This is a genomic window from Paenibacillus sp. FSL H8-0261, from assembly GCF_045040645.1.
Taxonomy (GTDB): Bacteria; Bacillota; Bacilli; order Paenibacillales; family Paenibacillaceae; genus Paenibacillus_AQ.
Genome location: NZ_CP150297.1, coordinates 6,111,820 through 6,131,556, shown reverse-complemented (window position 1 = coordinate 6,131,556; position 19,737 = coordinate 6,111,820). Strand labels below are relative to the sequence as shown.

Sequence of the window (19,737 nt, the reverse complement as noted above, 5' to 3'; positions counted from 1 at the left end):
GGATGGCATGGAAGATGCGATGATCATTATATAAACAGAATGAGAGGGAAGTTGACCAAATTATGATCAATCTTAGTTCAGAGCGACAACAGCAAGTTAGCTATATTGGGATTACTGAGGCTGATTTAAATGTATTGAAAAGTAAGGAGAAAGAATTCAAGCAAATCGTAAGCTCCCTTGTAGATGAATTGTATAAGCAGATGATAGAGGAACCTGAGCTACTTCACATCATTGAACAACACAGTACGCTTGATCGATTGAAGGAAACACAACAGTGGTATTTTTTATCCATGGCCTCGGGTGTGATTGATGAAGCATTTATTGAAAGACGACTGCTTATAGGCAAAATTCACTCGCGTATTGGTCTGACAACAAATTGGTATTTGGGCACTTACATATTATATTTGGATCTCGCTACAGCTTATTTTGAACGGATATTACCGACTGATTGGAAACCCGTCATTCATGCATTAACCAAGATGTTTAATCTGGATTCACAGTTGGTTCTGGAAGCCTACGAAGTCGATGAAAAAGCAAAAATAGAAAATTTATTAGAAAAGCAAAACCACTTGCTTACAGGTGTTAGTTCTGCGGTTCAAGAATTAGTATCCTTAATGGTTCAACTGAAAGATAGCAGTGAATCCATCGAGGAATTAGCTAGTAAGAATGCTGATTATCAAGAGAAAACACATCAAACTGTGTTATATCTTGACAAAGAGGTAGATTCTATTCATCAAGTGGGTACAATGATTAGGGAGGTTGCTGATCATACGCATCTTTTGGGCTTAAACGCAGCCATTGAAGCGGCAAGAGCAGGGGAGTACGGTAGAGGCTTTGAAGTCGTCGCGAATGAAGTACGCAAGTTAGCTCGTCGCTCTAAAGATTCAATCGGAACGATTGATGAGAAGCTAAATAATATCAACTCTACACTGTCCAAGGTGAAAAAAGAATCGGAACACAATTCCATGTATTCCAGAGATCAGGTGAAGGGCTCTCAAGAACTGGCTTCCTTCGTGAATCTGATTGAAAAAGTGACTGTCGAGTTAGAAAACTTGAAATAAACAAGAATGTCTTATATTGCGGATCGAGTGTTAAGTATTCATATCTGGTACAAGGAGCGATGAGTGTGCCTGTAGATCATCATGAACAAGATGCAGAAAATTCATCTAGAAAGATTGTGGCAGGTTTATTCATGTCGCTGGATGGAGTGGTAGACTCACTTGAGGCCTCACCTAAGAAGTGGGGGAGCAATGAAATGAATGAGACGATTGCTGCCGGTGTTGCACAGGCAGATACTGTACTGCTTGGACCACGTACTTACAAGATGTTAGCCCAGTTCTGGCAGCATCAGAGTGACGATCTACCCATGGCAAGATTCCTGAATCATTCTGACAAATATCTGGTCTCCAGTACGATTACGGAGGACATGCTCGAATGGCAACCTGCGAGTCTGATCAAGGGCAAGCTCTTCGAGGAGATAATGAAGCTAAAGCAACAGCCTGGAAAGAACATTCAGATCCCTGGTAGTCCGAAATTAGTCAGATCCCTATTACAAAATGGATTGTTAGATGAGCTTAGGCTTAATATCTGTCCCGTAGTCGTTGGCTCTGGCATGCGTCTTTTTGACGAGATCACGAATCAAGTACCACTTCATCTTGTGGACTCAAAAGCTTACAGTAACGGTGTAGTAGGCTTAACGTATCGCATATAATCTTTGAAATGAAACACTCCTTCAGAATATTCTGAGGAGTGTTTTTTTTGTTTAACAGTGCGGTTTAGACGTCGGTTTTGGAAACACCGTTTAAGCTGGGAACATAATCGGCAGCTTTATCGATGTTTACCATCTGAGCCGCTTCATTAAAGTTATTGTTATTCTGTGCATTGTTTTTCTTACTTGGTTGATGTTTGCCTGGTTCACCTTTGGGACTGGCGTTATTTTTTGGCATGACATTCACCTCCATATTCTCCCCATAGTATGAGAAGGTAGTTTGAATTTTATGCCAGACAAGGAGGTGATGGGGTGCACCACCGCAAAAGATTTGCGGTTTTAACGGCAGTTATTTTCGGTGAAAAGACCTGGCTGCCATTGTAGAATTGGATTAAATAGGAAAAATAGGCGTTTAATTATAAAAAGGTAGGTGAGAATATTGCTCTCTGACAAGAAACAATCTCTTCTATTTATTATTATTGTGTGGGCAATGGCACTTGGGATGCTTCTACTCCCAGAATCAGCACAAGGTCTGTACGGATTTACCCCGTTACTCACAGTATTTCTCATGATGTTCTTGATTGTACGAGATGGTTATCGTGCTGAGGGCTGGAGAAGGTTAGGTTTCAGATTTAGAGGAGGGAAAGAATACATATTGGCTTTGGTTATTCCCTTAATTTCACTGGGAGCGGGTTATGCTGTTTATTGGACAGGATGGGTATCAAGCTTGATCCCTCCAGATTCATGGATCAAGACGGCTATATATTTGGTCGTTTATATTGTTCTGGGTTCGCTATCTGCATTGGGGGAAGAAATAGGCTGGAGGGGCTGGCTGCTTCCGCGCTTTCAATGGATGGGAAGAGTTAGTTCCAGTATCACAATGGGTTTTATCTGGGCAATATGGCATTATCCAGCGATTCTTGGCCCACGTGCCTATCATTCTTCAGGGGACCGCTGGCTTGTGTTGACCCTGTTCACCTTATCCGTTGTATTTGCGGGAATTATTATTAATGAACTGCGTCTGACCTCTGGTAGCATATGGCCGGCAGTGCTTTTACATGGAACTAATAATGCTATAGATAGTGTGTTGCGCAATATTACTGCGAGTTCATCCCCGATGCTAGAGTATGTAGCTGGAGAGAGTGGTTGGGTCCCGGTAATTTTATATGGCGCTGTAGCTGTTTGGATTCTGAATCGAAACCTCAGGATTAAACGGCAGCCGATCAGTTTAGCGCAATAACACTTGCGTTCGTTTATAAATGAAGGAATATCATGCATAAAAGTATATTATTCCCTATTGAATTCATTTAAAATGGTATAGGATACATGATCTGAATTACAAATATGTATAATTTTGTTCTTCCGGGGGATTCAAATGAGAGTGAAACTCCGTTTTTTTTTCATATCAGGGTTACTTTGCGTTTTTGCCTTTCTTATCATTCATTTTGTGGGAATCATTCACTCCAACATCTTACTTGAAGTTGGTCTGGAGCAGAATGAACAAGGACAATATTATATCGCAGAGGTCGACGTTTCCAGTGAAGGCTATAAGCAGAATTTACGGGAAGGGGATATTTTAGTAGCGGTTAATGGAACACCTATTGAAAAAGTAGATGGACCGGTGAGATACGGAAATCTCACGCAAGTTCAATCCATTGACCTCCTCCGTATTTCTAAAGAGGGTACCCTGATCGCAGAACATTATGATATCAAGAATAAATCCTCGGTATATCATACGTTCACACAGCTTGTAGTACCTGGAGCAACCTTTGTTTTTTTGGTGGTGTTAAGTCTTCTTTTATATCGTAGAAAAAGTGGAGAACGCGCAGCTGAACTGCTAATGTTGTTCTTTTTATTGGTGGGAGTGACGTACTTCGCCGGATATGCCTCAAGCAGATCAGATCTCATCGGTAGAATTACTATGAGTGGCTTGCTACCTCTAATCCCGCTGGTGTTTATCCACTTTGTCCAAGTATATCTGAAACGATTTAATGTTCTATTTCTTTCTGCTTTTCTAATCAAGACATACTACGGATTCGTCATTTTACTTGGTATGGTTTCAAGCTTTAGTTTAGTTATTTACTCCTGGGATAGAGCCTTATATTCCTTTATGCGTCTGATTATTATTGGGCTCTTTGTTGTAGGCATCCTATACAGCATATTTAAGCTGCTCTATGTATACATCAATTACCGGAGCACAGCACTTAAATCGATGCTTAAAATTATGTTAACTGGACAGATCCTTGCGTTTACACCGTTTGTTCTTCTTTCAGCTGTGCCGATTGCGTTTGGGGTCGAATTAATTCCTTACGAAATCACTACGATTTTCTTGTTTTTAATGCCAGTTTCCTATTTTTATCTACTCACTGCTAAACAGCTATTTGATATTGATTTCGCTTTTAGTCGATTTAAATATGATCTGTTCATTGCTTTCATTCCGGCGCTAATGATTGTGGTAGTACTGGCGATCATTCAGAGTAGGCCGGAATATGATTGGATCAAATGGGTTCAGATGTTTTTGGTGGTGTATTTATCGATTACGACTTTCTTATTTTTTAAGGAGAAAATAGATCGTTATTTCCGGCCTAAGCTGGTCCATGAACTTCATCATTATCAAGGGAGTTTGGAAAGATTCTCTAAGCAAATCTCAAAGGTTATGAAGATATCTGATTTGGAAGCTGCACTCAACAAGGAGATCAATGAGATTTTACCGGTTAATCGGTCGGCTTTTTTTGAGATAGATGAGGATGAGAATTTGCGTAGTCTCGAGCCAATCGTGGACGATTCAGGCCAAGACATCCATATACAATTTGTATCACAATATCCTGTTCTTAAAGTAGGGGAGGTCATTCAACTCCAGCAAGGGATCCTACTAGTGATAGGCAGTCATAAAAAATGTGTTCATCTCCTATGGATCGATCATAAGAAGAATCATATCAAGATGAATATGGATGAGCTAAATTGGTTAAATACCATCGCAAACTATGCAAGCATCGTCTATGAGAATTTATATCTGATTGAAGGTCTGATTGAAGACCTTGAAGTTGAAATGAAAAAAGACGAACATGGGGCACCCTGGGTTCTACGCCTGATTTTTAACTTGTCAGAGAATGAGCGAAGAAAGCTGGCGGCGGATTTACATGATTCTGCCCTTCAAGATCAACTTATTTGGCTTCGCAGGCTAGAAACGCTGATCTCCGATCACGACATTCCAACGAAAATCTTACCGGAGCTACTTCAGATCAAAGAGGGACTGCTGGATGTTATCTATCAGATTCGGGAGACTTGCAATGAATTGCGTCCTCCGCTTCTTAGGGAAGCTGGAATTGTGAAGGCGCTGGGAATTTTATTTGAGTATGCTCAGCTGCAGTCCAATTATATTATTAGCTTTACATCAAGTCCGGTAGGCGAGTTAAGTGATGAACTGGTGATAGCCCTTTATCGAATTGTGCAGGAACTTCTGAGAAATGCCGGGAAGCACGCCAAGGCAAATCAGATTGAGATTGAACTGGATCAGAAAGAGCATCTCTATTTCCGTTACAAGGATGATGGGGTAGGCATGAATATCGTAGATATTAAAGAATCATATCAGCATATGGGCTTGTCTGGCATCAAAGAGCGTGTAGCGAGTTTAGAAGGAAAATGTACGTTTAACTCGGAGAAGGGTAAAGGGTTGGAGGTTATTATTTATTTACCGACAACGACTTTTGTGGAGAAGAAAAATAGAGGAGGCGATGACGATGATACGTATCTTGTTGGTTGATGATCATCCTTCAGTTGGAGAAGGAACCAAGAATATGATTGAGCAGGATGCTGATATGGAGGTAACCTTTGTTTTGTCAGCGATGGAAGCTTTCGATATGCTGGAGCAGCAAGGATTTGATGTGATATTATGCGATCTTAATATGCCTACAATTAGCGGACTCGAATTCACCAAAAGAGCCGTTCAGCGTGATCCCGAATCTAAAGTGGTGATTTATACCGGGTATGAAATCAGTGCGCATTATAACCTGTTGATGGAGTCAGGGGTTACAGGATTTATCTCTAAGACAGCTTCCAGAGAACAGCTGTTAAATACCATTCGTTGCGCACTAAGAAATGAGGCTGTCATTCCAGTTTCTTTACTCAAGCAGCTGCGCAGAAGTGATATCAAGATATCCAATAACCGGGATAATCAGTTCATTCAAGAAGTATCTATTAATCAAAAAGAACAAGAAATACTCCAAGAAGTTGCCAGTGGAAAAAGCAACAAAGACATAGCCAGCAAACTTTTAATGTCACAAAGGACTGTGGAGTATAATCTGACGAGAATCTTCGAGAAGCTGAGTGTACATTCCAGATCCGAAGCTATCGTAGAGGGAAAACGGCTGGGACTTGTTAGAACGGAGCAATTTTGAGCTGGACAAATACATAGTCTTGTGAATTTACAATTTCGAAGATAAGAAGGGGAGAACTCATTATGATCGATATGGAACAAATATATCTAATTACGGATATCCCAGGTTATACGCCAGAAATTAGTCGTCTTTTATCCATGATGAACTATGCCAGACACACAACACTACAAGCCGTTGCAGGTCTAACAGTGGAACAATTGGACTACTTATTGGATTCAGAGAGTAACTCTATTGGATCATTATTATTACATTACGCTGCGGTAGAATATGCGTATCAAGTGGCAACGTTTGAGGGAAGAGATTTGTCTGAGGAAGAATTAACAATATGGGGGCCAGCGTTAAGCTTAGGAGACGAAGGGCGAGCGATGATTAAAGGGAATGATCTTAACTATTATTTAGACCGTTTAAATGAAGTAAGAGAAAGAACGTATGCATTGTTCGCAACCGTTGATGATGACTGGTTATATACAGAAGAGGAATTCTGGCATAACAAACAGGCGAACTACTATTTCATGTGGTTTCATGTATTCGAAGATGAAATTAATCACAGAGGCCAAATTAGATTGATACGAAAAAGAGCGCTAGCTTAAAGAAAGGGGAACATAAATGGAGTTCATAGAGAAGAGTATTAAGCCTTTATTTAACAAGTATCCGTTGCTCTCGAAATTTATCTTAGCAGTGCTAATCTTTGATATCGTCTATTACACAGGTAAAGAAGTTGGGCGAATTGCCTATTATATGACTCACTAAATCTTTATAAAATGTGCCTAACAGAAAAAGGCGAATTCGACTCCATGCTGAGTGAGAATTCGCCTTTTTCTATGACTTGACCTAAAAATAAACGGAGGAGAGTTACGAAGGGGCAATTTGGAACTGTAGGAGCGGTAGCGACCGCCTTTGTCTCCGAATTTCATCCGCTAACAGCGGTACAATTCAGGAAATTTGGAGACAACAGCAGCCGGAAGTCCAAAAGTTCCCCGTAGTTACCACTTCCTCCTTAAATGTATTGTCTCAAGATGTGGAGGTATTCCAGTTCATTATCAGTTCACACAAATTTGTTAGGATTGGAAACATCAAAGGCAGAGAAAAAGAGCGTGACCCAGGAGAGGAAGAGATCGGAATGAACATATTAGAGGTTAAGAATGTTAAAAAATCGTATACTTTATATGGTAAGGAAAAGGTTCCAGTACTCCATGATGTGAATTTAAGCTTTGAGACAGGTGAATTTGTCTCTATCCTCGGTGAATCCGGTTGCGGCAAGTCCACACTAATGAATATTATTGGTGGAATGGACTCTGATTATGAGGGCGATGTCCTTGTTCGCGGGAAGAACCTAAGCAAGATGACCGAAAAGGAAATGGATGACTATCGTAAGAATAACATTGGCTTCGTATTTCAAAACTTCAATCTGATTCCACACTTATCAGTCTTGGAAAATGTTACGGTTGCGATGCAGATGACGAATACAAGCGAGAAAGAACGTAATAAGCGTGCTATAGAAATTTTGACTGAGGTAGGATTAAAGGATCATCTGAAAAAACGTCCAAATCAACTGTCCGGTGGACAGAAGCAACGGGTATCCATTGCACGCGCATTGTCGAACAATCCAGATATTATACTGGCAGATGAACCTACGGGTGCGCTGGATAAGGATACAGGTGATCAAATCTTAGTTTTGTTGGACAGCATAGCGAAAAGAGGAATCTTGGTCATTACCGTGACCCACTCGCAGAAAGTAGCTGATTACGGTAGCCGTATCGTTAAGCTTGAAGAGGGATTGGTGAAAGACGATATTCATTTGAAGGAACGTTCCATGGCTACCTATGATGGGGGAGATGGTTCGGCCCGAAATCTCAGCTTAATGGCTTCTTTCAAAATGGCCCTTCAAAATATGAAGCTTAATGCCAAACGTAATGTATTGGTAGCTTTGGGTGGATCGATAGGTATTTTAAGTGTACTCTTGATGCTCTCCTTAGGAAATGGGATCACTAGCTATATTAATAATGAAATTAATTCAAGTATGGACCCTTTGCTGGTAGATATCACTAAGCCAAATCCAGAAGCCAAAGACATGAAAGGCCCAGAAGCGATGATGTTACCGGGTGTTTCGTTTACAAAGGCCGATGTTGAAACGATTCGTAACCTCCCAAATGTAGATCATGTGGAGACTATAACAACGATTACAGGTAAGTCTACTACGGTTTTTGGAGAACAAACGGGTAGTCTCACACAATTAACCACCTTAAACGATACATTTGATAAAGCGACAATTAAAGCAGGGACTTTACCGAAAGAAAATGAAGTGTTATTACCAACAAAAATAGCGAGTCAATTAAGTGGAAATGACCAACCAAATGCTATGGTAGGGAAGTCAATTTATCTGTATATTAATGAAATGGATGCTCATCATAAACCGCTAACGTTGGAAAAAGAAATTACGGTCTCTGGTGTTTATGAAGCCACTGATCCAAGAGCACAAATGTCACCAACAGGATTTATTCCAACACAGACGCTGGAGCAAATGTATACTGATAAAGGGATTACCATTGGTCCGATTCAGGTTAATGCTTTTGCAACGGATATGAAATATGTAAATGATATTAATAAAGCGGCTGTTGATGCGGGTTTCTCGGGCTCTCAAACGGCATCAATCATGGAGCGTATTACGACTTATGTGGATATGGCTACGATCGTTCTATCTGGTATCGCAGGGATATCACTCATCGTATCAGGGATTATGATATTGGTTGTACTTTATATTAGTGTAGTCGAACGGACTAAAGAAATTGGGATCCTTCGTGCGATTGGGGCAAGAAAGAAAGATATCAAGCGAATATTCTTTTCCGAATCCGCATTATTGGGAATATTTAGTGGTGTTTTCGCAATAATCTTTGCAGCGATCATTAGCTTTGGCTTAAATATACTTCTGGAAAATGCTTTTGGCGTAAAGCTTATTAACTTATCTGGATCTTATATCGTATTCGGATTAGTTGTAAGTACAGGGATCAGTATTATCGCTGGTTTGATGCCTTCATCGAAGGCTGCCAAGCTCGATCCAATGGAATCTCTACGATACGAATAAATATAATGTTGGAAAGGAAATTGATGTATGAGCACAATTCTAGTGGTTGATGATGATTCCCATATCCGCAAATTAATACGATTATATCTTGAAAAAGATCAGTTTTCCGTAGTGGAAGCGGAAGATGGTCAAATAGCATTAGACATTCTAGCTCATACAAAAATTGATTTAGCGATTGTGGATGTGATGATGCCTCATATCGATGGTATAGAACTGACAGAAGATATTCGATCTTATATTGATATGCCGATCCTAATGGTTACAGCCAAAGGAGAGTCTAAGGATAAAGTCAGAGGATTTAATGCGGGGTCAGACGATTATTTAGTAAAGCCGTTTGATCCCATTGAATTGGTACTGCGTGTGAAATCTTTATTAAAGAGATATCATGTAACCCCTTCGAATGTTATTCAATTAGGGGGAGTAACGATTGATCTAGGGAATTTAACAGTCGCTAATGCCGATCAAATGGTTGAATTGAAAAAGAAGGAATGTGAACTGTTATTTGCTTTGGCGGGTTCGCCAAGGCAAATATTCACCCGCACTCAGCTAATAGAGAATATATGGGGAATGGATTATGAAGGCGATGAGCGGACGGTTGATGTGCATATCAAACGCTTGAGAGAACGTCTTGAACCCATCCCTCAGTTCATCATTTCTACAGTAAGAGGACTTGGTTATCGTCTGGAGCTAGCCTAGATGGTGAGAAAAAGCCTGCGTCTTCGAATCGTCGTTACGTTCATTGGTATTGTTTTAGTCAGTTTAATTATTTCCTTTTTTCTTTTTATGCAGTTTTCAGAAAAAAATAATACCCCAAACCATATGTTTATTAATATTGCTAAAGATATAGCAAAGGTGACAAATCTGATAGATGATCCGGAAAAAGTAAACGCATTTGCAGATCTGCTTAATCGATTTGGTATAGATATAGCGGTTGTTAATGAGCCAAGTGAGTCTATTTTTTCTTTAGACAAGGAGAAAGTTGCTATCTTATTCAATTCCAACACAACCGATGCGGTCTTTCTATCGGGTAGGGGTGGACTTGCTATCGTAGGGGTTCCTAAGATAGATGATGGAAAAGGTGCTTTCATTATTAAGATTGATTTTTCATCGATTGTAAGAGGCTTGAGAATTACGCTTCTGTTTACACTTTTAGCTGTACTAGTCATCGGAAGCTTGCTTATCTTGTTCATGTCCAGGTATATTGTGAAGCCTATTAAGAAGCTAACTGTTGCAGCAAAGGAAATGGCGTCAGGCAATTTATCTGTCCGATTGACTTATCGTAATAAAGATGAATTTGGTGAACTGATGGAGAGCTTTAATCGTATGGCAAGTGAGCTGCAGAAAATGGACTCAGTTCGTGATGATTTTGTCAGCAATGTTTCTCATGAAATGCAGTCACCACTTACATCGATTAGAGGATTTACAAGAGCGCTGCAAGACGGTGTCATTCCATTAGAAGAGCAAAAAGAGCATCTGGATATTATCTATGAGGAAACCTTACGCCTATCTAGGCTTAGTGATAATCTGCTCCGATTAGCCTCACTCGATTCGGAGCACCATCCGGTTAATCCCACCACATTCCAATTAGACGAACAATTAAGAAGAACGATCGTATTAGCGGAACCACAGTGGGCACGGAAAGATATTATGATTGAATTGGATTTATTGCCTTGCGAGATCACGGTGGATAAAGATTTATTTGATCAGGTCTGGCAGAACTTAATAAATAATGCTATAAAATATACGGGGCAAGACGGTACCATTCATGTTGAAATTGAGATGAACGCGCAATTTGTGAAGGTATATATCAAAGATTCTGGTAAAGGCATTCCTGAGGAAGCACTTCCGCTTATCTTTGATCGATTTTATATGGTGGAGAAAGCGCGTAGCAGCGCTCTTAAAGGGAATGGACTTGGACTTTCCATTGTAATGAAGATTCTGAAAATACATGATTGTAATATTGATGTGGAGAGTAAAGTTGGAGAAGGAACCCAGTTTGTTGTAACGATTCCTAGAACCTAAACCACATACTAAACAAGTCCATAGAAATAGATAAGGCTGATAGTTCTCGCGAGAGAGCTGTCGGTCTTTTTTTATAAATATGATCTGACAGATTTAAACGTAATATTAAGTCATATGAATAGTTAACGGACTGAATCAAAATATAAACTCTGAGAACAATTAAGAGAAGCGAGTACATAAAAGTCTTGCTTCTAAATGTCTAGTTCATTACAATATAAGTATTCGCTTATATAAGTGTTGGAAGGAGGAGAAGTAGGGATGCAGTCACTGACGGATATTGCAGATGATTTGAAGCTCTTAGGAGATAAGACGCGACTGGCCATGCTTTCACTTTTGAAAGAACGGGAATGGTGCGTGTGTGAATTTCTTGATATTTTTGATATATCCCAGCCGGCGATTAGTCAGCATTTACGGAAATTGAAGAATAGAGGGATCGTGAAAGAAAGCAAACGAGGGCAGTGGGTGCATTATTCATTAAATGTCGAGGATAAACCACATCTTAAGGCTGTTCTTCAACAAATGCCCAGCTCAGCCGCGATATTGGCTAGTTTGAATAAAGAAGTTAAAGCACCGTGCTGCGACTAAAATATAGTTGTAGTTTTTTAAAGTGTATATAACTATATAGTTATATGGTGATATAGGATTTATTAGGATTTATTCGTAGATTATAGGAGTGTTGAGAAAGTGGTCATTTTAGCCATACTTATTTTTATGGTAACTTTAATTTTTGTAATCTGGCAGCCTCGAAATTTATCGATTGGATGGTCAGCCTGCGGCGGAGCGATCATTGCTTTACTAGCTGGGGTAGTTAGCTTTAATGATGTTCTGGATGTAACACAAATGGTGTGGAATGCGACGTTGGCGTTTGTTGCAATCATCTTAATTTCCTTAATTTTAGACAGTATTGGATTTTTTGAATGGGCTGCGTTACATATGGCGCGAGCAGCACGGGGGAACGGAACACGAATGTTTGTCTATGTCATCGTTCTTGGTGCGTTGGTTTCTGCCTTTTTTGCAAATGATGGAGCGGCGCTAATACTTACCCCTATTGTACTTGCTATGGTAAGAGCGCTGAATTTTGATGAGAAAAAAGTATTTCCATTCATTATTGCTAGCGGCTTTATTGCGGACACCACCTCATTGCCGCTTGTGGTTAGCAATCTTGTGAATATCGTATCGGCTGACTTTTTTGGAATTACCTTTATGGAGTATGCGGGGAAAATGATTGTACCTACGCTATTCTCATTGATAGCGAGTATCGTGGTGCTTTATTTCTTTTTTCGCAAAAGTATTCCGAAGCGATTTAATGATTCCGAACTAAAAGATCCGCAAGAGGCTATTAAAGATAAGAAGATGTTCCGTCTATCATGGATTGTACTGGCTATTCTTTTAATAGGGTATTTCGTTAGTGGATTCTTGAAGATTCCGGTATCAGTGGTTGTGGGAATCATTGCAATTTTGTTCATGCTCCTCGCGAGAAGAAGCCCTTCCGTCAAGGTGAAACAAGTGCTTACAGGAGCACCTTGGGCGATTGTGTTCTTCTCCATTGGAATGTATGTCGTGGTATATGGACTTCGGAATGCGGGTCTAACTGATCTACTCGCTAAGGCGATAGGAATGATTGCTGATCAGGGTCTATTCGCTGCAACTATGGGTATGGGGTTCATTGCTGCATTGATCTCATCATTGATGAATAATCTGCCTACTGTAATGATTGACGCACTCGCAATTGATGCAACGCATACAACCGGAGTTATAAAAGAGGCATTAATATATGCGAATGTTATAGGTTCAGACTTAGGGCCTAAAATCACCCCGATTGGCTCACTAGCAACGCTGCTGTGGCTCCATGTGCTTTCGGCTAAAGGTGTGAAGATATCCTGGGGAACGTATTTTAAAACGGGCATTATATTAACTATCCCAACGTTGTTTATTACACTTTTAGGTCTTTATCTGTGGTTGTTGATTACTTAATTTGAAAAGGGGAAGATCAGATGGACAAGAAAACGATTTATTTTTTATGTACAGGAAACTCTTGCCGGAGTCAGATGGCTGAGGGCTGGGCGAAGCAATATTTAGGGGGAGAATGGAACGTGTACAGCGCTGGAATTGAAGCCCATGGTCTAAATCCAAAAGCTGTACAAGCTATGAGCGAAGTAGGCATAGATATCTCTGGACAGACCTCGGATATGATTGGTTCTAATCTGCTGAATAATGCTGATTTAGTCATTACGTTATGTGGGGACGCTGCGGATAAATGTCCAATGACGCCTCCGAAGGTCAAACGGGAACACTGGGGCTTCGATGATCCGGCAAAAGCGCAAGGGACCGATGAAGAGAAGTGGGCAGTGTTCCAGCGTGTGCGTGACCAGATTGAGGAAAGAATCAAACGATTTGCGGAGACCGGCGAATAGTTACCCCTTATCCTTATATTTCTCGTAAAACGCTTACCGTCCTTTAGCCTTTAGGGACGCCGGAGGCGTTTTTGCTTGGCTTAGGATATTTCACAACGGGCCATTTCACTTTCCTTAAGGCGTTCATTACCTCTGGTCCAACGTTCAGGTTACTTTGAACCAATTCATGGGGAGTGAGAGCCATCCATTGATTCAGTGAAACGTCGGCAAAACGATCGCTTTTGAACATTTCAAGGAACCATAAGGAGTCGTCGCCTGTATTCTGAATATAATGTCCAAACGCAAAAGGAACATATCCTACATCGCCTGCTCTGTAGTTGAAGGTGCGTGCTACACCATTTCCAGCGAATACGGTCATGCGTCCTTTTCCGGTAAGATAATACTGCCATTCATCGTTATTTGGATGCCAGTGCAGCTCTCTCATCCCTCCGGGTTCAATTTCTACCAATGCGGCAGCTACGGTTTTGGAGATGGGAAAGTTACTGGAATCGACAATTCTGACACTCCCGCCGGGAGTCTTCAGCGGAGGTTGAGCCAATAAGGAATGTTTAAAGGTTTGTGGGATCTCTCCGTATGGAGATTCTACCCTTTGACTTTGCAATGAACCCGGAACCTGATCCTGATAAATATAGACCTGTTCGGTGGGAATGGAGTCAAATGCAGCGGCAGGCACCCCAAAGTTAGCCGAAAGCACTTCTTTCGGAGTATGAGCAAACCAATCGGAAATGGACAAGGTGTTTAGATCAGAGAAACTTCCATCGTCGAATACAAGCAGAAACTCACAGCCTTCTTCAAGACCTTGTATAGAGTGGGGAATACCTGGCGGAAAATACCATAGATCACCTGGCCCCACATCTGCTATGAAGTTTCGACCATTTTGATCTACGGCAGAAATTCGAGCTCGACCTAGCAGCATATAAGACCATTCCGCTTGCTGATGCCAGTGGAGTTCACGAACTCCACCGGGGGTTAGGCTCATGTTGACGCCAGCTAGTGTAGTGGCGATGGGGAGGTCTCTGACCGTCACCTCTCTCGACCAGCCACCATGATTAAGCTGCATATGTGCATCGGAGAAAGAGAATTTTAAATTGGGGACGAGACCGGCATCGGTCACGGGAGGGACAAACATGTCGGGATTCTCCAAATCCCGCATTATATCACGTGGTCCTTTATCTAATCCCCCTGCGCCATCGCTTCGAATGGGCTGAGGGATATTTGTCTTTCTTGGCGAATCCTGTCCATCTGCAGTCATCCATCGCACTCCTTTCATGATTCTAAATAACTCAATGAAAATATATGCGGAATCCTGTCTTATATGATGAATAACAAAAGTGGAACAAGTTGACATGCGCAAGGGGATCATTGATTATTACTAATAGAGGCTTTGTTCTAGACGGAGTAGAGAGGGAGAGGGGTTTGAGATGAATCACATTAAGGAGTCCTTACAACGATTAGGGAGAATAAGAGCTTATGTCATAGGTCTATTGGTAATTATGTTCGCCGCGGGTTCCGCGGTTACACCTACATCGGTGTCGGCAGCTGTCCAGTTAGGGACTCAGGTAATGCCACTGTCATACGGGGGGTATTACGTCCTTTTTCCAGGTAAACTCGCTCCTTATTTTAAATCAGGTAAATTAATGGTGCCGATTCGGGCTTTTTCGAGTGCGATAGGTGCAGATTTGCTCTATGACGCATTAACGAACAGCGTTACAGTTTCACTACTGGATCGCTCTGTAGGGAAGATTAAAGCAGGGCAGCTAGAGGCAGAATTTAATGGAGAGACAGAAGATTCATTAGGCATCGCCCCAGAGATCAAGGATGGAATCCTGTTTGTTCCAGCATCCCCTATTCTAGAGGGGTTAAAGACATTTCGCTGGGAAACTCAGTTCAATAACGTGAATAAATTAACCCTTGGCATTGGCGCCAGAAAAGGGGAGGAATGGGCGAAGCCTGAGGCAGATCGTGCGCTCACGCCTTACCCAGTGGAGACGACAGCACATCCGTATCCGTTATATCCTTTTAAGCTAACACAAGCTCAATCCGGAAAAGAATTCAGACTAACCTTAGGCGTGCAAAATACCTCCGGCTTCGTCATCCCTAAAGGGAATGCGGAACTAGAGCTGGTGAGTGTGGACCGCAAGGGGAATTCTTACTACCAAACCTTAAAAGGACCTGATGTGTTAACCTCCAAGGCGGCATTGTTGTCATTTTCCGTTTCCATTCCTACAGAAGCTGAATACGTCATTTTCAGATCTCGTACATTGAGAGCGGAATAAGTATCATAGGTGTTCTAACAAGATATACAGAGAGCAGGTTAAGAAATAGATGACAGGAAACGAAGGGCAGCACTATCGCTTCAGTGAAGCACCCATTTGGGAATTGCAGCGGGCTTATTATGAAGAACAGGGATTAAAGGCTTGGAATAATGATCAGGTTCCGCAGTATATTACGAGTAATCCTATGATTGCGACTGCATACGCAGAAATGATCTTCGGATTCCTGCAAGATCGGGCTGGACAAGGTCATCTCTCTGAAACAGTCACCATACTGGAATTGGGAGCAGGAGCGGGTCGATTAGCGTACCATATCCTTAAGAAACTATGCGAAATCATAGATTATGCGGGAACTCCGCTTCCTCCTTTTCGTTATGTGATGAGTGATTTACCCGCTAAAAATATAACCAGCTGGCAGCAGCACCCAAGCCTACTTCCATTCGTAGAGCAGGGTATACTGGATTTCGCACGTTTTGATGCAGTACAGGATACTGAACTGTATCTAGTGCACGCTAAGCTCAGCATCAAACCTGGTGATTTACAGCAGCCGCTGCTACTTGTAGCGAATTATTTTTTTGACAGTATCCCGCAGGAATTAATTTATGTGGATGAAGGTAAAATATTTGAATGTGAGGTGTCGATTCAGTATTCAACGGATTCAGATTCGGACAACCCCTCAGATGTACTCGGCAAAATCATTCCTCAGTATCATTATCGCCGTGCGGCTAATTACGAAGCGGAGACCTATCCCTATCATGACGTTATAGCGCTTTATCAGCAAAAGCTGGAGGATTCCCATATCCTGTTTCCGGTGGTGGGGCTTACATGTCTGGAGCGGCTTGCTAGGTTGTCTAAAGAAGGTTTCGTACTACTAACAGCAGATAAGGGAGATCACCGTATCGAGAATTGGGAATTTGCCGAGCCACCTGAGCTTATTCATCACGGAAGTTTCTCCTTAACGGCGAACTATCATGCGATTCAGCATGTGTTGGAGAAAAAAGGGGCTCAATCCTTATTTACCACACATCACTATAAAAACTTGAACATCGGATGTATTCTTATGCTGGACGCGCCGATGAGCTATACGAACACTCGGCTGGGCTACAAACGGTTTGTAGAGCGTTTTGGTCCGGATGATTTCTTCAGTATGAAGGAATGGGGCGACCATCAATTAGACGCTATGGAGATACAGCAAATTTTGGTCTTTTGGCGATTAGGAGGGTACGATGCGGAATGGTTTATCCACAGTGCTGAACGGATTTCTGAGCTATTACCCACTGCAAGTGATGAAGAAATGCTGGATCTTCAGCAGGGGATACGATTAATGTGGACAGGTTACTATCCGATGGAACAGAGCTATGACCTATCACTGGATGCCGGGTTACTGCTGTATGAAATGGATAAGTTCGAGGAGGCGTTAGCCTACTTAGAGCGGTCTATGCATGTCAATTCGGAAGAACCATTAGCCTCGGTGCTTTATAGTATGGCGATTTGTAATTATGAGCTTGGAGCTGAAGGGGCTGCACTGGATTACGCGCGTAGAGCTTTTGCTGTAGAGCCGGATAATGAAGTAGTGTTGGAACTAATAACGGCTCTGAGCGAGGATTAAATCGTAAGAAGACAGAAGTACAGCACCATTTACACAGGACCCTCAATTTGGTATCCTATACAAAATAATTAAACGCGATGACGAGAAGAGTAAATAAAATCATTCCTTCACAGAGAGCCCTGAATGATGAGAACAGGGTAAGGGAGATTTTATCGAAACAAGCCTCTGAGCGGCATATCGGAACCGATCGACGGGGATGGTATGACGGGAGCTCCTGTTATAGAGCTAGAGTATAAGCGCTGCGTAAGCTGCATTGCCGTACTTGATGAGATTAATATGGCGACATATTAATGAACCTGGGGTGGTACCGCGAGAATTTCGTCCCCAAGACCATAAGTCTTGGAGGTGAGGTTCTTTTTATTTAAATATAAGAAAGTATAAGTTTCACACTATACTTTATCCTTATATTTCTCGCATAAACGCTTACCGTCCTTATAAGGACGCCGAAGGCGTTTATGCTTGTGCAGAATAATCAGGCGGATATCACTTATAAACAGGAGGTAATACCAATGAACAAGGAACCGGAAGTATTAGCAGAGAGTTACATCGACAGATTGATTCAAGAAGAGCTGGAAGCTGGGACTTACAGTAGAGATATTTGCACGAGATTCCCACCGGAGCCTAATGGGTATTTGCATATTGGCAGTGCGTATGCTATTCACACGAACTATACGACTGCGAAAAAGTATGGCGGGAAGTTCCATTTGCGGTTCGATGACACCAATCCTTTAAAAGAGGATCTGGAGTATGTAAATGCTATTTGCGAAGATATGCTATGGATGGGCTACCCGCCAGACCATACTTTCTACGGATCAGACTATTCGGAAAAAATATATAATAGCGCGGTAAAGTTAATTCAAAAAGGAAAAGCCTACGTCTGCGATTTATCACCTGAAGAGGTGTCAGCTTATAGAGGAACGCTTACGGAGCCGGGAAAGAACAGCCCTTATCGGGAGCGTTCTGTGGAAGAGAATTTGAAGTTATTCACGGAGATGAGGAATGGAGCCTATCCGACGGGAGCCAGAGTATTACGGGCCAAAATAGATATGAGCTCACCTAATATCAACTTGCGTGATCCAGTGATTTACAGAATCATTCATGCGGAGCATTATAGAACCGGCAACGATTGGTGCATCTATCCGATGTATGATTTTGCCCATCCTATACAAGATGCGATCGAAGGGATTACGCATTCCCTATGTTCTATTGAGTTTAAGGATCATCGACCACTGTATGAGTGGGTACTGAATGAACTGGATACCCCTGAGGCTCCAAAGCAAAGGGAGTTCGGACGCGTGAATATCACCGGCGTCGTTACTAGCAAACGGTATATTAGACAACTGGTTACAGGACATTATGTGGATGGCTGGGATGATCCAAGACTTCCAACGCTTCGCGGACTGCGGAGAAGAGGTTTTACGCCGGAGAGTATTCGGAATTTTGTGAAGGAAATTGGTTTTGTTAGAAATAGCACCATTGTAGATATTGCCATGTTAGAACATTCGCTTAGACAAGATTTGAAGGCGAAGGCAACTAGCGTGATGGCTGTTCTAAAGCCTCTAAAGGTGGTTATTACTAACTACCCTGAGAATCAAAGCGAATGGCTGAAGATTGAGAATAACAGTGAGGATAAGACGCTTGGGGAAAGGGAAGTTCCTTTTTCACGGACGCTTTATATTGAACAAGAGGATTTCATGGAGGAGCCACCCAAAGGTTATCACAGGCTGACTATAGGGAATGAGGTTAGGTTAAAGGGCGCTTACTTCATTAAGTGCAATGAGGTGCTCAAGGACGAAGCAACTGGAGAGGTTATAGAGCTTCGCTGCACCTATGATCCGAGAACGAAGAGTGGAAGTGGATTTAATGAACGGAAGGTTAAAGCGACTATCCACTGGGTATCGGCAGAGCACGCGATCAAGGCGGAAGTTCATCTATATGAGCGGTTGCTAAAAGATAACGACGGTCCTAAAGAAGAGGATGAGCGCTGGGACGCGTATCTTAATCCAGATTCCCTAACCATTCTGAAGGATTGTTTGTTGGAGCCTTCCATGGCGAGTGCACTTCCAGAAGATAAATTTCAATTCATCCGGCATGGATTCTTCTGTGTGGATAAGAAATATACCACAGCAGATAAGCTGGTACTGAACCGAATTGTGCCGCTGAAGGATACATGGAAGAAAAATTCGTAATTCACAGCACATCCTTTCTCCACAACTTTTCTTTATGATATAG

General features: G+C 41.8%; 18 protein-coding genes and 1 other annotated feature. Of the genes, 16 read left to right on the top strand and 2 right to left on the bottom strand.

Features of this window, described 5'->3' with window-relative positions; genetic code table 11:
- The first annotated feature begins 62 nt into the window (after window positions 1-62).
- Both MHI27_RS27275 and MHI27_RS27270 read left to right on the top strand, forming a co-directional pair.
- Window positions 63-1,061: a protoglobin domain-containing protein gene (locus tag MHI27_RS27275; RefSeq protein ID WP_405175077.1), complete on the top strand. Its 999-nt coding sequence runs from the start codon at window positions 63-65 to the stop codon at window positions 1,059-1,061.
- Between the two features lie 65 nt (window positions 1,062-1,126).
- Entirely contained in the window at window positions 1,127-1,711 is a 585-nt protein-coding gene (locus MHI27_RS27270) for a dihydrofolate reductase family protein (protein ID WP_405175076.1), read from the top strand.
- 64 nt (window positions 1,712-1,775) lie between these two features.
- On the opposite strand, the gene MHI27_RS27265 is transcribed toward MHI27_RS27270, so the two are convergent.
- Complete coding sequence (locus MHI27_RS27265; RefSeq protein WP_156113190.1) at window positions 1,776-1,946, bottom strand: hypothetical protein; 171 nt, start codon at window positions 1,944-1,946, stop codon at window positions 1,776-1,778.
- Window positions 1,947-2,147: 201 nt separating this feature from the next.
- Between MHI27_RS27265 and MHI27_RS27260 the strand changes: the two genes are divergently transcribed.
- The 11 genes from MHI27_RS27260 to arsC all read left to right on the top strand — a co-directional run bounded on the left by MHI27_RS27260 (window position 2,148) and on the right by arsC (window position 13,623).
- Window positions 2,148-2,948, top strand: coding sequence for a type II CAAX prenyl endopeptidase Rce1 family protein (locus MHI27_RS27260; protein ID WP_405175075.1), 801 nt, complete (start codon window positions 2,148-2,150; stop codon window positions 2,946-2,948).
- A gap of 135 nt (window positions 2,949-3,083) precedes the next feature.
- Entirely contained in the window at window positions 3,084-5,471 is a 2,388-nt protein-coding gene (locus tag MHI27_RS27255; RefSeq protein ID WP_405175074.1) for an ATP-binding protein, read from the top strand.
- On the top strand, window positions 5,449-6,105 hold the full coding sequence (locus MHI27_RS27250; RefSeq protein WP_076285527.1) for a response regulator transcription factor: 657 nt from the start codon (window positions 5,449-5,451) through the stop codon (window positions 6,103-6,105). The genes MHI27_RS27255 and MHI27_RS27250 overlap by 23 nt, the downstream gene beginning before the upstream one ends.
- A gap of 62 nt (window positions 6,106-6,167) precedes the next feature.
- Entirely contained in the window at window positions 6,168-6,695 is a 528-nt protein-coding gene (locus tag MHI27_RS27245; protein ID WP_405175073.1) for a DinB family protein, read from the top strand.
- A 16-nt stretch (window positions 6,696-6,711) separates the two neighbouring features.
- A complete protein-coding gene (locus MHI27_RS27240) occupies window positions 6,712-6,855 on the top strand; it encodes a hypothetical protein (RefSeq protein ID WP_179085821.1) in 144 nt (47 codons plus the stop codon).
- 370 nt (window positions 6,856-7,225) lie between these two features.
- Window positions 7,226-9,187 carry an ATP-binding cassette domain-containing protein gene (locus MHI27_RS27235; protein WP_405175072.1) on the top strand — a complete coding sequence of 654 codons (1,962 nt, stop codon included), beginning with the start codon at window positions 7,226-7,228 and terminating at the stop codon, window positions 9,185-9,187.
- A gap of 27 nt (window positions 9,188-9,214) precedes the next feature.
- Window positions 9,215-9,883, top strand: coding sequence for a response regulator transcription factor (locus tag MHI27_RS27230; protein WP_042191977.1), 669 nt, complete (start codon window positions 9,215-9,217; stop codon window positions 9,881-9,883).
- A complete protein-coding gene (locus MHI27_RS27225) occupies window positions 9,884-11,209 on the top strand; it encodes a HAMP domain-containing sensor histidine kinase (RefSeq protein WP_341146480.1) in 1,326 nt (441 codons plus the stop codon).
- Between the two features lie 258 nt (window positions 11,210-11,467).
- The gene (locus tag MHI27_RS27220; RefSeq protein ID WP_042191975.1) at window positions 11,468-11,794 is read left to right on the top strand and encodes a metalloregulator ArsR/SmtB family transcription factor; all 327 of its coding nucleotides are present in this window, start codon (window positions 11,468-11,470) and stop codon (window positions 11,792-11,794) included.
- Between the two features lie 99 nt (window positions 11,795-11,893).
- Window positions 11,894-13,183 (top strand): arsenic transporter, encoded by a 1,290-nt coding sequence (locus MHI27_RS27215; protein ID WP_076300950.1) that lies wholly within the window; start codon window positions 11,894-11,896, stop codon window positions 13,181-13,183.
- Between the two features lie 20 nt (window positions 13,184-13,203).
- Entirely contained in the window at window positions 13,204-13,623 is a 420-nt protein-coding gene (gene arsC, locus MHI27_RS27210) for an arsenate reductase (thioredoxin) (protein ID WP_405175071.1), read from the top strand.
- A 43-nt stretch (window positions 13,624-13,666) separates the two neighbouring features.
- Here arsC and MHI27_RS27205 read toward each other — a convergent pair whose 3' ends face one another.
- Window positions 13,667-14,875 carry an oxalate decarboxylase family bicupin gene (locus MHI27_RS27205; protein WP_405175070.1) on the bottom strand — a complete coding sequence of 403 codons (1,209 nt, stop codon included), beginning with the start codon at window positions 14,873-14,875 and terminating at the stop codon, window positions 13,667-13,669.
- Between the two features lie 169 nt (window positions 14,876-15,044).
- Between MHI27_RS27205 and MHI27_RS27200 the strand changes: the two genes are divergently transcribed.
- From MHI27_RS27200 to MHI27_RS27190, 3 genes are all read left to right on the top strand, one after another.
- Window positions 15,045-15,899: a copper amine oxidase N-terminal domain-containing protein gene (locus MHI27_RS27200; protein WP_405175069.1), complete on the top strand. Its 855-nt coding sequence runs from the start codon at window positions 15,045-15,047 to the stop codon at window positions 15,897-15,899.
- A gap of 49 nt (window positions 15,900-15,948) precedes the next feature.
- Window positions 15,949-17,505, top strand: coding sequence for an SAM-dependent methyltransferase (locus tag MHI27_RS27195; RefSeq protein WP_405175068.1), 1,557 nt, complete (start codon window positions 15,949-15,951; stop codon window positions 17,503-17,505).
- Window positions 17,506-17,573: 68 nt separating this feature from the next.
- Window positions 17,574-17,834 (top strand) — a binding site (T-box leader).
- A 180-nt stretch (window positions 17,835-18,014) separates the two neighbouring features.
- A complete protein-coding gene (locus MHI27_RS27190) occupies window positions 18,015-19,694 on the top strand; it encodes a glutamine--tRNA ligase/YqeY domain fusion protein (protein WP_042191961.1) in 1,680 nt (559 codons plus the stop codon).
- Window positions 19,695-19,737 lie beyond the last annotated feature (43 nt).

Coding starts and splice junctions, on each gene's coding strand:
- MHI27_RS27275 (WP_405175077.1), top strand. CDS start 63: ATGATCAATCTTAGTTCAGAGCGACAACAGCAAGTTAGCTATATTGGG.
- MHI27_RS27265 (WP_156113190.1), bottom strand. CDS start 1,946: ATGCCAAAAAATAACGCCAGTCCCAAAGGTGAACCAGGCAAACATCAA.
- MHI27_RS27255 (WP_405175074.1), top strand. CDS start 3,084: ATGAGAGTGAAACTCCGTTTTTTTTTCATATCAGGGTTACTTTGCGTT.
- MHI27_RS27250 (WP_076285527.1), top strand. CDS start 5,449: ATGATACGTATCTTGTTGGTTGATGATCATCCTTCAGTTGGAGAAGGA.
- MHI27_RS27245 (WP_405175073.1), top strand. CDS start 6,168: ATGATCGATATGGAACAAATATATCTAATTACGGATATCCCAGGTTAT.
- MHI27_RS27240 (WP_179085821.1), top strand. CDS start 6,712: ATGGAGTTCATAGAGAAGAGTATTAAGCCTTTATTTAACAAGTATCCG.
- MHI27_RS27235 (WP_405175072.1), top strand. CDS start 7,226: ATGAACATATTAGAGGTTAAGAATGTTAAAAAATCGTATACTTTATAT.
- MHI27_RS27230 (WP_042191977.1), top strand. CDS start 9,215: ATGAGCACAATTCTAGTGGTTGATGATGATTCCCATATCCGCAAATTA.
- MHI27_RS27225 (WP_341146480.1), top strand. CDS start 9,884: ATGGTGAGAAAAAGCCTGCGTCTTCGAATCGTCGTTACGTTCATTGGT.
- MHI27_RS27220 (WP_042191975.1), top strand. CDS start 11,468: ATGCAGTCACTGACGGATATTGCAGATGATTTGAAGCTCTTAGGAGAT.
- arsC (WP_405175071.1), top strand. CDS start 13,204: ATGGACAAGAAAACGATTTATTTTTTATGTACAGGAAACTCTTGCCGG.
- MHI27_RS27205 (WP_405175070.1), bottom strand. CDS start 14,875: ATGACTGCAGATGGACAGGATTCGCCAAGAAAGACAAATATCCCTCAG.
- MHI27_RS27200 (WP_405175069.1), top strand. CDS start 15,045: ATGAATCACATTAAGGAGTCCTTACAACGATTAGGGAGAATAAGAGCT.
- MHI27_RS27195 (WP_405175068.1), top strand. CDS start 15,949: ATGACAGGAAACGAAGGGCAGCACTATCGCTTCAGTGAAGCACCCATT.
- MHI27_RS27190 (WP_042191961.1), top strand. CDS start 18,015: ATGAACAAGGAACCGGAAGTATTAGCAGAGAGTTACATCGACAGATTG.